Source organism: Agromyces sp. NPDC052230 (genome assembly GCF_040679595.1).
Taxonomy (GTDB): Bacteria; Actinomycetota; Actinomycetes; order Actinomycetales; family Microbacteriaceae; genus Agromyces.
Map to the genome: position 1 here is coordinate 94,719 of NZ_JBFAVC010000009.1, position 13,468 is coordinate 108,186.

The window sequence follows — 13,468 nt, forward strand, 5'->3', positions numbered from 1 at the left end:
CCTCAGGAACTCGACTCATCGGTGAGTCGTTGCTGTGGCCGGTCAGGAAGCCCGGTCCGATTCGATCAGACCCGCGCGTCCGCACACTGCGGATCGCCGCCGATCTCGTCTCGGCGCCAGCGTACGCGAAATCGATTTCATGCGCAACGATGTCGGATGCCCTCGAGGCGACGCACCTCACTCGACGCGCTCGAGGTCGACCGAGAACCAGAACACGTTGTAGGGCCCCCACAGCGAGAGCGTGAAGTAGATACGCTTGCCGCCGTCAGCGACGTACCGGGGGTTCAGGTACGGCGAGTAGAGCCCCGGATAGTCGGCCGCGGAGACCATCTCAATGGCCTCGCCCCATGGGCCCCAGGGAGTGATGCCCTCCCGGATGTACGCATTGCCGCGGTCGGAGTAGGTCAAGATCCAGCGATCGAGGTAGTCCGACCACATGACCGAGAGCTCGCCGATCGTGCCATCGACGATCGTCGTCGCGGCATTCATATCGGAGCTCCACTCTGGCGTTCCGTCGACGGCCGCACCCGCGAAGTACGTGTACGCCGAGGCATCCTCGACCGCTTCGACTGTCGCCGGCACCCGCATGAGCTGCACACCGCCGAACCGCCCCGCCCGGATCGACCAGAAGTACACGTAGTCGACCCCGGCGTCGCGCACCGTCGCGGTCGCCACCTGGATGAAGTTCGAATCGCCCGGCCACCGTGGCGAGTCGAGCGCAGCCCAGGTCTCGCCCTCGTCGGTCGACCTCGCGAGACCCCCGTAGTTCGCGTCCCACGCGCCCGGTTCGCCCCAGAACTTCACCGACATGTACGAGAGGTAGAGCGTGCCGTCGATCGCGAACCCGTGCGTCGGGATCTTCGTCACCTCCCCCGTTCCGTCGTTCGCATCGTGCTCGCCCTCGACGAGGGCGGTGGCCCAGCCGAGTTCGTCGGCCGGTGTCCAGCCGTCGAATGTGATGCCGTCGCTCGGGTCGTCATCGGTCGTCCAAGCCGAGACGTTCGAACGCCAGACGCCGCCCTGCCCGCCGTACGATTCGGGCGCGCGGTCGCCGAAGGTGTCGCCGAAAAGGAAGAACGTCTTGTCGCCGAGGTTGACCATCGACCCGAGGTCGGTGCCGGCGACCGCGGCGAGCTCGGTGTCGTTGATCGAGTCGGGGCCAGTGAGCTTCGCGATCTCGGTCAGTTCGTCGACTCCCTCGAGCACGAAGGGCTTGTCGGGGTCGGCGTCGACGGCGACCGGGTTCATCGGGCTGCCTCCGGCTCCCCCTGTGCAGGCGCAGAGTGCAAGGGCAGCGGATGCCGCGACCGCGGCGATTCGCAGAATTCGTGTGGTGGGGGCATGACGCATGATACTCCTCGATCATCACCGCAACGATACGGGGGCGCGGGCGAAAACGAAATCGATTTCACACATACCCGACGTGTCTCTACGACGGCTTCGTCCCCATCGAAATGGACTACGCGACCAAGACCAGCGTCCTCGTCATCGATGACTGAACCATCAGGTGAACCGCCCGCGAACCGGATTCAGGGACGTGGCTACCACTCTTGAGGGCGGGTTGGCCAGAGCCCCACCGACTGCCGGTACTCGGTCGCTTCAGCTTCCTCGGTGAACTCGAGCATGTTTCCGACCTTGTCGAGAAGCACCGCACGTACTTCTGCTGGTGTGGCGAAGAAGAATTCTTTACGCGAGTTCGCTCGATTGAGGGCGCGATCGGAGAAGTGGCGATGCAACTCGGCTTCGAGTGTCACCGCGTTTTCAGAGAAGAAGAGCGTGTGGGTGTCGAAGCGGAACGGAACCGACGCGCCACCCAGTTCGAAAATTCGCTCGCGTGGCTCAAGTCGACGGGTCAGGCCGATCTTCACGACATTCGGACCGAACGCTCCCGGGTTCGAGATCACGTACACATATCCTGCACGGATGTTCGCTGCCCGGAAGTCGTTCTGTGCGATCGCGTCATTGACTTGGTTGAGTCGTTCCAACAGGTCACGGTCGTTTTCGCCCCTCTCCCGCAAGGCGGAGAGCATGTTCTCGAGGTGTGCGCGTTCCTTGTCTAGCCGAGCTCGCTCTTCGGCGAGTTCACGCTCGACGCGGCGCTCCTCCCGCAAGCGGGCGCGTTCCTCTCGCTCGGCTTCACGTTCCTCTTGCTTCTTCATGAGCCAGTCGGCGGTGAGTTCGATCTCCTCAATGCGGAGACCGTGGAATTCGTCGCTGATGCGCATCTCCATGAGGGACCCGAGCTTCGCAATTGCGATTTGGGACCCCTCTAGTCGCTTCTTGGCGATGACCACGTTCCCGACCCGCAGGGTGCGGATCGCGTTGTCGGCTTCGGCGTTGTACGCACGCAGCATGAGTTTCGCGAGATCGTCGGTCATCCTGCGACCTTGAGCGAGCGAGTTGTTGAAGGTGAACAGTTCCGACTTGACAATCGCTCGCCCGGATCTGATTATTTCAGCGATCCGCGACTGCAGGTCGGACAGGGCGCCCTGATAGGCAGCTGCGGTCTCCAACGGATGGTGGTATCTGTAGATGCCGACATCTTGCAGAATGCGGGCATCGTTCAGCTCGACGAAGTCATCAGTTTGGGCTTCGGCGAGTTGGGCCTTCAAGGCGGCGTTTTCCGCCTCGAGATACGCAACCCGACCCCCGTCCTCTGATTGCGGCCGTTCGGCTGCGACTGTCGTGGCCGCAGGCGTCGGCGGCCTCGTCGTTTCACCTTCCAGGGATGGTCCTCCGGGTTGTAGCCAGAGTTGCCAGCCCACCGGGGGTTCAGGCCAGTTCGGATCCGGCGTCCAGCCGGCCGGAGGAACCCATCCCGCGGGCGGCTTGGGCCAACCAGGTGGGGGGTTGAAGACCAGGGACGGGTCGCTCATCGTGCTCGCCTGACGCCGCCCGCAGCAACTGGTGCAAGCCCCTGCGGGTTCTTCGAAACGGCGGCGCCCAAGTGATCCAGCGTGGCGGCAGGAACGACGGCAGATAGGTCGAGCTTGTCGAACTCCGAACGGCTAGACGCGACCGCGACGAACGGGACGTAGGTAGGTTGCCCCGTCGCAGGGCTGATCGTCTCAGTGCCCAACTCGAGAGAGATGGTCTTTATCAAGGCCCTGCGGTCAGCTTCGAATACCTCGTGAAGCGATCGGAGCGCGACGTTGGTGACGATGCTGGAGTATCGCTCCTTTGCGTCCTTCTGGGTGGCAGCGACCGGCGCGATCTCGTCACTCGACCTCGTGTACTTGTAGTGCTTAATGGATGGGACTTTGTCGGGCGCAGGAATGAGGACTCGAAGTTGAAGCTCAGCCGTGCTCGGCTCGAATGTCGCCGCATGGGTCACTGGGAACCACTCTGGGTACACCGAGTTCGCCAGCACGATCGACACGTACTCTTGGACGGCTTCAACGGTGCCGTACCCCAGCCCTGCGATTAACCCGTCGAGTTCCTCGTTCTGCTCTGCGACCTCTTTCTCACGAACCGCGCACTCCGACTGGTACTTCTGCGTTTCGGCAGCGAGCAGCGCTTCGCGACGCGCCGCTGCGGCTTGGTATTCGGCAGCTTGCGCGTCACGACGTGCAGGGAGCGCGTCCGCCGCTTCTTTCCACGCCCAGTAGTCCCGGGCGTACTGCTGTTCAGCAGCTGCGACCGCATCGGCCTCCTTCTGCTTGCGACCGAACAGCGCCTTGACGGGGGCCGGCTCTCGCTTGACGGGGAGCGGCGGATCAGGAATGGGCGCCGGCGCAGGAAGCGGTGAGCGCAGGTCCTCGCGCGGGAACGGCGGATGCTCCACCGTTACGCGCAGTGATTCGAGGTCAACGAAATCATCGACGTCGAGCGTGTCGCTGAGCAATGCGTCCAACTCGGCATACTGGTCCTGCAATATCGCGCTCAGCTCGTCCGCTTCAGCTTGACGTGCTTCAGCGTGAGCCTGCGCAGCCTCTCGCTCGAGTCGCTTACGGTCCTGTTCGGATGCTCGTGCAGCGGCAGCCTGCGCCCGATCAGCTGCGCGCTGCGCCTGCTCAGCCCGCTTGATCGCCGCAAACTGCTGCCGTTGATCTGCCAGCCTCTTTTGTTCAGCCAGCTTCGCCTGATGTTGCATCTCCGCGAAAAATCCCCGACGCTTTGCCATGAGTAGCCCTCCCTGACCCACTCCGAAGTGTATTGATGCCCCGCCGACACCTCGACAGGGCGACACACCGAACCGGGCCGCGACCGACACCACCGTCTCACCGTCCTTGATCACGGCGAGCACGGCCTGATACCGCTGCTCTGACACGCTCAACTCCCGCATACTCGGGAGTGTCACCCATCAACCGAAACAGGTGTAACCCATCAACCGGAACACCGTTACCGATCACCCGAATGCCGAACGGCACCAATCAGGCGAAGTAACACACATTTCCAGTAGCGAGGGCGGGACTCGAACCCGCGACACCACGATTATGAGCCGTGTGCTCTAACCACCTGAGCTACCCCGCCGGGAAGGTTGTTCGAGCATACGCCCCGAACGAACCAGAGCCCCGAGTCAGGATTGAACTGACGACCCCTTCCTTACCATGGAAGTGCTCTACCACTGAGCTATCGGGGCATGTGCCGCACTCGGCAACCGTACGAGGATATCATCTCGACACACGTGCTTCGAACCGGCGCCGGACCGGCGTCCGACCTGTGTGAACCCGCCCAGCATCGCCATCCAAGCGGCCGCCAGACATCCGGAAAAGGGCCTGGGAACGACGCCCAGCGCACCGCCATGCGCATCTTCACCTTCCCGGCTGTCGGAACGGCGCACTCGCCGATGCGCACCGGCCGACGTACCTTCGAACTATGGACACGGTCGTGGACATCGAGCCCGCGTCGTTCGCGGTGACCCCGGGTCGGGCTGAAACCGTCACCCTGACCGTCCACAACCATGGCGAGGACGTGGAGGCGTACCACCTCTCGGCCGCGGGTGAGGCGGCCGACCAGATCGTCATCGAACCCGAGACGCTGCTTCTCCACCCTGGCAAGTCGGGCACCGCGGTCGCGACGATCGCCCTCCCGGCCGAGGCGCGGTGGCCCGTCGGGCACCTCCTCCTCCGGTTCGAGATCGCGCCTGCGGTGCACCCCGACGATCTCGTGGCCGTCGAGGCCATCGCCTCGGTACGGCCGTTCAGCGAGGTGGACGCGGCGCTGTCATCGCCGGACCTCGACGGACGCCGCGGCGATACGACGGGCATCCTGATCGCGAACTCCGGCAATGCGCACGTCTATGCGGGTCTCGCGGTCGCGGCCGGCGAGCTCGCGGTGGCGGTGGAGCGGAGCCGTGTGACGATCCCGGCCGGCAGCACCGAGAGCGTCGAGCTCGGTCTCCGCGTCCGCAGGCTCCTCTGGCGCGGCGACCCGGTGGAGCATCCGTTCGCCGTCACGGTCGCACCCGAGACTGCGCCGGCAGTCCGCCTCGAGGGCACCTTCACCCAGCTGCCGGTGTTCTCGCCACGAGGCTTCACGGCGGCGCTCGCGGTCGCCGGTGCGCTCATCGTGCTCGTCGTCGTCTGGCTCGCCGCGCTCGCCTGGAACGTGTTCAGCCCGGTTGGCGCGAGCCCGTCCCAGACCACCGCAGCCGAGACATCCGAACCCGTGAACGTCGCCGTTGCACTCGCCGCCGGCGACCTCGGTCAGGCCGGGGATGCCGCGGTCGCGACGCTCAGCGCTGAGGTCGCGAACGCCCCCGACGGCGCGTTGGTCGCCATCGCGGTGCAGTGGCCCGCAGAGCTCGCCCTTTCCGACTCGACGTGCGAGCGCTGGGTCGGCCCCGAGATCGACCGTGAACTGCAGGGGCCGCCGCGCTCGGGCGACGAGTGCCTCATCGACCCGTCCGGCAGCGACGGCAGCGCCCAGCTGACCTTCGCGACGCCGCCCCCGGGCTTCAACGGCCAGGTCGACGCCACCGCGACCCGACTTCTCACGCTCGAAGACGGCGAGGTGCAGGAGCTCGAGACCGCAGACGGATCGAGCTTCGGCCAGGCAGGCCTGCCCATCGAGCTGCGACCGTATCCGTTCTGGCTCGACCTCGCCATCACCGAGCCGTCGGACGCCGACCAAGGTGAGCGCCAGGCGACGATCGGCGTGCACCGGACCCTCTCGGGCGACGGCTCCGACGAGTCGGCGCGCATGGCCTTCGAGCTCCTGTTGCCCGGCTTCGCCGAGCTGGACTTCTTCGACGGCTGCGACGCCCTCGGCGACAACGACGCGACGTGCGTGGTGTACTTCGGTGCCGACCTCGATTACTGGGAGGTCACGGCGACGTTCGAGACGGACGTCGATCCGCCCCGAGCCGGACCGGTGTCCGTACAGGGCGTGGAACTCTCGGTCGACGACGTGGAGGTGCCGCCCGCGCAGATCGGCCCGCAGATCCGGGGCGCGGAGCAGCTCCTGATCGCGGTCGACGACCTGTTCCCCGTTGACGTCGAACTGGATTCCGAGGAGGCCGAAGCCGGCGAGACGGTGACGGCGAACGTCGAGATCACGCATACGCCATTGCCGAGCGACGTCCAGACCCTGCGCACAGGCTCGTGGGCGCTCGCCGTCGAGCTCACGTGGCCCGAGTCGCTCATCCTGAACGGGGGGCCTCGCGGTTGCATCTCGTTCGATCGTGGGATCTGCGGGCTACCCGGTCCGGCCGAGGGCGGCCGCGCGGTCATCACGCTCCAGTTCACCGTCGCCGACGACGCCTTCGACAGCGGTGATGTGGCCGCGAACGGCGCAAGGCTCCTCTACGACCCGACGACCGAGGCCGACGAGCGCGACGATCGCGAGCAACCCCCCGTCGAGCTGCCGGCCGAGTGGATCGGCAGCGACACCGCCGAGTTCTTCCCCTTCTGAATGCTGGCCTTCGTCACCTATCTCAGATAATCTGATTCCATGCGCACGATGACCGCCACCGAGGCCAGCAGGTCGTTCGCGGCGCTGCTCGACGAGGCCGAGCGGGGCGAGACCATCATCATCACCCGCGCCGGCAGACGCATCGCCACCGTCGGTCCGGTGGACCTCAGCAACGGCTCCGACGTCGTGGCGCTCCTCCGGTACAGCCCGCTCGATGACGACTTCGCGCACGATGTCGCCGCCGCACGGGGGGCGGTCGAACTCACCGAGCCGGCATGGCCCGCCGACTGATCCTCGACACCGGCGTGCTGGTCGCCGCTGAACGCCAGCGGCGGAATCTGGCCGCCGCCGTCGAACCCGACGACGACATCGTCATCAGCGCGGTCACCCTCGCCGAACTCCGAACCGGCATCGAGCTCGCCTCTCCCGAACATCGCGAGCGACGCACCGAGTTCCTGGTTCGCGTACTCGAGACGCTGCCGGTCGAACCCTACGACCTCGCAACAGCAGAAGCGCACGGGCGTCTTCTGGCGCATGTCTCACGAACCGGCACGAAGCGCGGAGCACACGACCTCATCATCGCCGCAACCGCCGTGGCGACGAAGCGCATCGTGTTGACGACCGATCGCGCCGCCCGCTTCGACGAACTGCCTGGCGTCGACTGCATCGTCGTCTGATGGGTGACCGGCCGCTCGCGCGATGCCTCACCAGGCGGGCGCGCCGACCCCCGGCAGCCGCCACGCGGTGAAGCACGGCCCCTCGGCGATGAGGTGCACGAGACCGTCGGATGCCTCGAGCCGGGCATCGCCGTACGCCCGCGCCGCGGCATCCGTACCCCCGATCGCACTCGCCGCAATCTCGAGCGTGGCAGCGTCGCGCGCCGCGAGCACAAGGACGCTCTCGGAAGCCGACTCCCGCACGAACGCGACCGCGGCCTCCCCAACCGCGAGCCAGCGGATGCCGCCCGTCGCGAGCACCGGATGCGCCCGCCGCAGCGCGATGAGTGAGGCGTACGTGTCGAGCACCGGCGCGACCGCGGCATCCGTCTCGCTCCCCCACGGAATCGGGGTGCGGGATGCCTCGCCGTCGACGCCCGTGAGTCCGAACTCGTCGCCCGCCCACACCACCGGAATGCCGGGCAGCGTGACCGCGAGGCCGAACGCGACGGGCACCGTGCCAGGCCGGGCCGACGTGGCGAAGCGGGGCGTGTCGTGCGTGTCGAGCGCGTTCATGGTCGCGAGCCGCGTGCGCCACGGGAAGCCCGCCGCGAACCGCGTGTGCGCGGCGTGGAAGTCGTGGCCGTCGTACGTCGGCACGCGGTGCAGCGCGAAGCCGATGCCGCCGGCCGCTGCGCTACCCGGCTGCTGCAGCCAGCTCCACAACGGGCGCGTGAACGGCGTGTACGTCATGGCGCCGTGCCACGCGTCACCCTGGAAGTCGGATGCCGCGTCGTTCGTCGACTCCCCCAGCAGGATGGTGTCGGGGTTCACCTCGAGCATCGTGCGGCGGATCGTCTGTCGCACCTCGGCGTTGAGGTCGATGCCGCCGAGGCGGCCGGTCATGTTCGCCACGTCGATGCGCCAGCCATCGAGGGAGAACGGCGGCTTCAGGTAGCGGGCGACCACCGAGTCGGGGCCCTCGATGAAGCGCCGGCGCAGCTCGGCCGAGCTCCAGTCGAACTTCGGCAGGCTCGGCACTCCCAGCCACGACTCGTAGCCGCCGCCCCGCTCCTCGCCGTGGAAGTAATAGAAGGAACGCTCGGGCGCCGCCGGGTCGGCCCGTGCCGCGCGGAACCACTCGTGCGCGTCGCCCGAGTGGTTCGACGTGAGGTCGCCGATGACGCGGATGCCACGCCCATGCGCCGCCTCGACGAGCCGCACGAGCGCTTCGTCACCGCCGAGCAGCTCGTCGACGTGGTCGAAGGTCGACGCGTCGTAGCGGTGGTTCGACCGCGCCGGGAACACCGGCGTGAGGTACAGCAGGTTCACGCCGAGCCGCTCGAGGTGGTCGAGCTTCTCGCGCACGCCGTCGAGGTCGCCGCCGTAGATCTGCGCAGAACGCGCGGGCGGCACGGGGTCGAGTGGGTCGCCCCACTCGGCCGGGATCGCCCACTCGGGCAGCGGGCGCGCGGCCGCGCCTGACCCAATCGACCCTGTCGACCTCGCGAACCGGTCGGGAAACACCTGGTACAGCACGCTGCCTGCCGCCCACTCGGGTGCGGGCTCGTGGGCGACGAGCCTGAAGTCGTCGTGGTCGCGCGTCTCGATCGTCGAGAGCCCGAGCTGGTTCAGCCAGTACTGGCGCCCGTCCGCGCCGACGAGCAGCCACCGGTAACCGTGCACGAGGTTCTCGACCTCGACGGGCGCCTCCCACCAATCCCACCCGTCAGCGGAGTCGACGACGGATGCCTCGCTGAACCGCGGTTCCCGGTTCGGGTTCGACCGCGTGCCGACCCACGCGAGCGGGCCGAATGCCGCGGGCACACGAAGGCGCACCCGCACGACCTCGCCGAGCGCGGGTGCCGGCGTCGAGACGTGCAGGGGCGAGCCGTCGTGGTGCGGGGTGAGCATGGTGTTCGAGGCTACTTGACCGCGCCCGCCGTGAGCCCGCCCACGATGTACTTCTGCAGGAACAGGAACAGCGCGACCACCGGCAGCGCCGCCATCACGGCGCCGGCCGAGAACGCGCTCCAGTCGGCGTAGCGCGGGTTCGACACGAGCTTCGTGAGGCCGACTGCGAGCGTCTGCTTCTCGGTGTCGATGAGCAGCACGGATGCCACGACGAACTCGTTCACCGAGAAGATGAACGACAGCAGCGCGACGACCGCGAGGATCGGCGCCGTGAGCCGCAGGATGATCGTGAAGAAGATGCGCGCGTGTCCGGCGCCGTCGATCTTCGCCGCCTCGTCGATCGACGCGGGCACGGTGTTGAAGAAGCCGTACATGAGGTACGTGTTCACGCCGAGCGCTCCGCCGAGGTAGACCATGATGAGGCCGATGTGCGAGTTCAGGCCGATCGCCGGGAACCAGTCGCCGATCGCACTCATGAGCAGGAAGATCGCCACGACCGCGAGCAGCTGCGGGAACATCTGTACGACGACGATCGTGATGAGGCCGACGCGGCGCCCCGTGAAGCGCATGCGCGAGAACGAGTACGCGGCGAGCGCCCCGAGGAAGACCGTGCCGACCGCCGTGATGCTCGCGATGATGAGCGTGTTCGCGAACCAGGCGGGGTACGGCACCTGCGGGTCGGTGAGAATCCGGATGTAGCTGTCGAGGCCGATCGCCGAGAACAGCGCGTTCGATCCGGTCAGTGTGCCCCGCGGGTTCAGCGACGAGGAGATCACGAACACGATCGGCATCAGCGCGAACGCCACCATGACGACGCCCACGATGTGTCGCCATCCGGTTGCGCGGAACCAGCGGCCGAAGTTGAAGGGGCGGCGCTCGAAGGAGCGCGGCGCGTCGCCGCCTGCGTTGCTCGGCCGCGACGAGGCATTCGCTCGCTCGTCGATCGCACCGGCGACGATGCCGGCGCCGCTTCCGGGTACGGGCTGCGTGGCCATCAGTTCAGCTCCTCGAGGGACTTGGTACGACGGAAGGCGATGATCGAGATCACCGCGACCACGATGAAGATGATGATCGAGTACGCGCTCGCGAGGCCATAGTCACGGGACTGGCCGGTGAACGCCACCTTGTAGACCATCGAGATCAGGATGTCGGTGAACCCGACGGGGATCGGGGCGCTCGAGTCACGCGGGCCGCCGTCGGTCAACATGTAGATGACGTTGAAGTTGTTGAAGTTGAACGCGAACGACGCGATGAGCAGCGGCGCGACGCTCACGAGCAGGAGCGGCAGCTTGATGAGCCGGAACACCGCCCACGGCTTCGCGCCGTCGACCGTGGCCGCCTCCTGCAGCTCGTCGGGGATCGACTGCAGCGCCCCGGTGGTCACGAGGAACATGTACGGGAAGCCGAGCCAGAGGTTCACCAGGAGCACTGAGAGCTTGGCCACCCATGGATCGGTGAGCCAGGGAACGGATGCCCCGCCGAGCAGCACCTGGTTGATGAATCCGAAGCTCTCGTTCATCATGCCGGCCCAGATCAGCGCCGAGAGGAACGACGGGATCGCGTACGGCAGGATCATGAGCACGCGGTAGTACCGGCGGCCCTTCATGCGCATGTCGTTGAAGACGATGGCGAGGAAGAGGCCGAGGAAGAAGGTCGACGCCACCGAGATGAGCGCGAACGCGAAGGTCCACAGCGTGACGTAGATGAGCGGCTCGGCGAGGCGCTGGTCGGTCACCGCGCGCACGAAGTTGTCGAAGCCGACCACGATCTGCCAGCCGGGCAGCAGCTCGTCGCCATCCTCGGAGGTGAAGGCGCCCGTGCCGACGTCGGAGTACACGGTGCCGGTGTCGAAGTCGGTCATCGTGCCGGCGACCTCGTCGTACTCGAGCGTCGAGATGTAGAGGTACGCGTTCGAGCCGTCGGGCGTGCGGATCGCGCCCTCGTTCGGATCGTCGGAGAACGGCACCGCGAGTTCGGTGATCTCGTCGGTGCGGGCGAGCACGTCGGCGAAGCTGAGGCTCGTCCAGCCCTCGATGGCGACGGCCTTGCCGCCCTCCATGTCGGCGTCGACCTCCTGCAGGGGCTGGTCGTTCGTGCCGACGAGCGCCTCGCCGTCGGGATCGGTGACGAGCAGGCCGAGCGTGCCGAACTGGTCGACGACCGTGACGGGGTAGGTCGGCGAGTCCTCGACGCGCTGGAGCGACGAGGCCATGAGCGACGACACCGCCTGCTCCTTGGAGCCGTTGTGGCCGGTGCCGTAGTTGGTGAAGGCGATGTACCCGGTGTAGACGAGCACGAACACCTGGAAGAGGACGAGGAAGATGATGCCGGGCGTGAGGTACTTCGCCGGCAGCTTGCGACGCGAGAAGTAGATCCAGTTCACGACCGCGGCCACGATGGCGACGATCGCGGCGATCAGCCACTGGCCGCCCATCACGAGGACGAAGGCCGCGTACAGCGCGATCGCGTCGAGGATGCCGAGCAGCAGCAGCTTGACGAGGAGCATCTTGATGCCACCGGATGCCGCGTCCGCGATGTTCGCGGCCTGTCGCTGCCGCTTGGTCGGCCGCTTCGGCGATGCCGTGCCGACCTCGTCGTCGATCATGGTGCTCATCTTGCCCGCTGTCCCGTCGAACGTGAGGGAACCGGGCCGGAGCCTGTTGGGGCATCCGGCCCGGTTTCGCTCAGTGCCTACTTGGTGATCGCAGCCTGCACGTCAGCGGTCAGCTTCTGCCAGGTCGCGACGGGGTCGGCACCGTTGATGATGTCGGCCTCGGCGATGCCCCAGTACTGCCACACCGAGCCCATGGCCGGGATCGCCGGCATCGGCACGGCCTCGGCACCGACGGCCGCGAAGCCCTCGATGATCGGGTCCTCGGAGGCGGTCTCGGCGGCGGCCTCGAGCGCGGGCAGCACGTTGCCGGCCTCGAACAGCTCGAGCTGCACGTCCTCGGTGCCCAGGTAGTTCACGAGGAAGTCGTTCGCGGCGACCTTGTTCTTCGACTCGGCCGAGACGAAGAAGCCCTTGACGCCGGCGAACGGCGAGGCGGGGTCGGCCGTGGGGCTGGGAACGGTGTCGATGGCGACGTTGATGCCGCCGTCGATCGCAGCGCCGACGTTCCACGGACCGGTGAGCCAGAAGGCCGCCGTGCCGTCGAGGAAGGCCTGCTTGGCGATGTCACCGTCGACGTCGGTGTTGAAGACGCCGGCGCCGTTCTTGCCCTGGGTGCCGAGCCACGTGGCGAACTGCTCGCCGCCGGCGCTGCCGAGCTGCAGGTCCTCGGGGTTGTAACCCTCGTCGTCGGTGCCGAAGACGGGAGCGCCGAATGCGGTCTGGAACGGGTACAGGTGGTACGGGTTGCCCTCGGCACCCTGCTCCACGACGAAGGGCTGCGCGAGGCCGGCGGCCGTGCCCTTGGCGATCATGTCGTCGAAGTTCGCGGCGGCCTCGGGGATGAGGTCGGCGTTGCGGAGCACCGCGATGTTCTCCACCGCGTACGGCAGCATGTAGACGGTGCCCTCGTAGGTGGACGCGTCGATGGCGACGTCGAGGTAGTCGCCGGCGGAGTCGCCGAGCTCGATCGGGGCGACAACGCCGTTCGTCGACAGCTCGCCGAGCCAGTCGTGCGCACCCATGGTGATGTCGGGGCCCTTGCCCGTCGGGACCTGCTGGATGAAGTCGTCCTTGATGTCGGCGTTGTCCTTGCCGACGAGCTCGACCTCGACCCCGGTCTTCTCCGTGTACGCCTCGGCTGCGCCCTTGAGCGCGTCGACGCGCTCGGCGTCGACCCAGACGGTCAGCGTGCCGCTCGACGAGGCGTCCCCGTCGGAGCCGCTGTCGCCGCCGCTCGCGCAGCTCGCGAGACCGAGCGTCGCGACGACCGCGACCGCTCCGGCGGCGAGGAGGCTCTTCCTGTTCACCCTCATTGGTGTGCCCTTCCCAGTGTGTGAGATCGGCGCCTTCGCCAGGTGTGGGAGCTGTGGTCCCCGTTCCGGATCGCGGAACCGAGCACCGTGCCCGAAAGGCCGTTCTTCCGTGAGTG

10 protein-coding genes and 2 tRNA genes are annotated in these 13,468 nt (G+C 67.1%); 3 read left to right on the plus strand and 9 right to left on the minus strand.

The genetic code is table 11. The features are described 5' to 3' along the window. Positions 1–177 precede the first annotated feature (177 nt). The 5 genes from AB0K73_RS18590 to AB0K73_RS18610 form a co-directional block, all read right to left on the minus strand. Positions 178–1,350: a DUF4185 domain-containing protein gene (locus tag AB0K73_RS18590; protein ID WP_364775675.1), complete on the minus strand. Its 1,173-nt coding sequence runs from the start codon at positions 1,348–1,350 to the stop codon at positions 178–180. 191 nt (positions 1,351–1,541) lie between these two features. After that, positions 1,542–2,876: a DUF4041 domain-containing protein gene (locus AB0K73_RS18595; protein ID WP_360518076.1), complete on the minus strand. Its 1,335-nt coding sequence runs from the start codon at positions 2,874–2,876 to the stop codon at positions 1,542–1,544. Next, positions 2,873–4,285, minus strand: coding sequence for a hypothetical protein (locus AB0K73_RS18600; RefSeq protein WP_360518079.1), 1,413 nt, complete (start codon positions 4,283–4,285; stop codon positions 2,873–2,875). The genes AB0K73_RS18595 and AB0K73_RS18600 overlap by 4 nt, the downstream gene beginning before the upstream one ends. A 114-nt stretch (positions 4,286–4,399) precedes the next feature. Further along, positions 4,400–4,473: transfer RNA gene (locus AB0K73_RS18605), tRNA-Met, on the minus strand. A gap of 37 nt (positions 4,474–4,510) precedes the next feature. Continuing rightward, positions 4,511–4,582: transfer RNA gene (locus tag AB0K73_RS18610), tRNA-Thr, on the minus strand. A gap of 236 nt (positions 4,583–4,818) precedes the next feature. On the opposite strand from AB0K73_RS18610, the gene AB0K73_RS18615 reads away from it, so the two are divergent. Genes AB0K73_RS18615 through AB0K73_RS18625 form a run of 3 tightly spaced genes read left to right on the plus strand, consistent with a single transcriptional unit; the run spans position 4,819 to position 7,532 of the window. After that, entirely contained in the window at positions 4,819–6,855 is a 2,037-nt protein-coding gene (locus AB0K73_RS18615; RefSeq protein ID WP_360518082.1) for a hypothetical protein, read from the plus strand. Between the two features lie 39 nt (positions 6,856–6,894). Then, positions 6,895–7,146 carry a type II toxin-antitoxin system prevent-host-death family antitoxin gene (locus tag AB0K73_RS18620; protein WP_360518085.1) on the plus strand — a complete coding sequence of 84 codons (252 nt, stop codon included), beginning with the start codon at positions 6,895–6,897 and terminating at the stop codon, positions 7,144–7,146. Beyond that, positions 7,131–7,532, plus strand: coding sequence for a PIN domain-containing protein (locus AB0K73_RS18625; RefSeq protein WP_360518088.1), 402 nt, complete (start codon positions 7,131–7,133; stop codon positions 7,530–7,532). The genes AB0K73_RS18620 and AB0K73_RS18625 overlap by 16 nt, the downstream gene beginning before the upstream one ends. A gap of 27 nt (positions 7,533–7,559) precedes the next feature. Here AB0K73_RS18625 and AB0K73_RS18630 read toward each other — a convergent pair whose 3' ends face one another. The 4 genes from AB0K73_RS18630 to AB0K73_RS18645 all read right to left on the minus strand — a co-directional run bounded on the left by AB0K73_RS18630 (position 7,560) and on the right by AB0K73_RS18645 (position 13,352). After that, entirely contained in the window at positions 7,560–9,425 is a 1,866-nt protein-coding gene (locus tag AB0K73_RS18630) for a glycoside hydrolase family 13 protein (protein WP_360518091.1), read from the minus strand. 11 nt (positions 9,426–9,436) lie between these two features. Beyond that, positions 9,437–10,420: a sugar ABC transporter permease gene (locus tag AB0K73_RS18635; RefSeq protein ID WP_360518094.1), complete on the minus strand. Its 984-nt coding sequence runs from the start codon at positions 10,418–10,420 to the stop codon at positions 9,437–9,439. Further along, positions 10,420–12,039, minus strand: a complete 1,620-nt coding sequence (locus AB0K73_RS18640) for an ABC transporter permease subunit (RefSeq protein WP_360518097.1) — start codon at positions 12,037–12,039, stop codon at positions 10,420–10,422. Before AB0K73_RS18640 ends, AB0K73_RS18635 begins: the two co-directional genes overlap by 1 nt. 77 nt (positions 12,040–12,116) lie before the next feature. After that, positions 12,117–13,352 carry a maltose ABC transporter substrate-binding protein gene (locus AB0K73_RS18645; RefSeq protein ID WP_360518100.1) on the minus strand — a complete coding sequence of 412 codons (1,236 nt, stop codon included), beginning with the start codon at positions 13,350–13,352 and terminating at the stop codon, positions 12,117–12,119. Between the last annotated feature and the right edge of the window lie 116 nt (positions 13,353–13,468).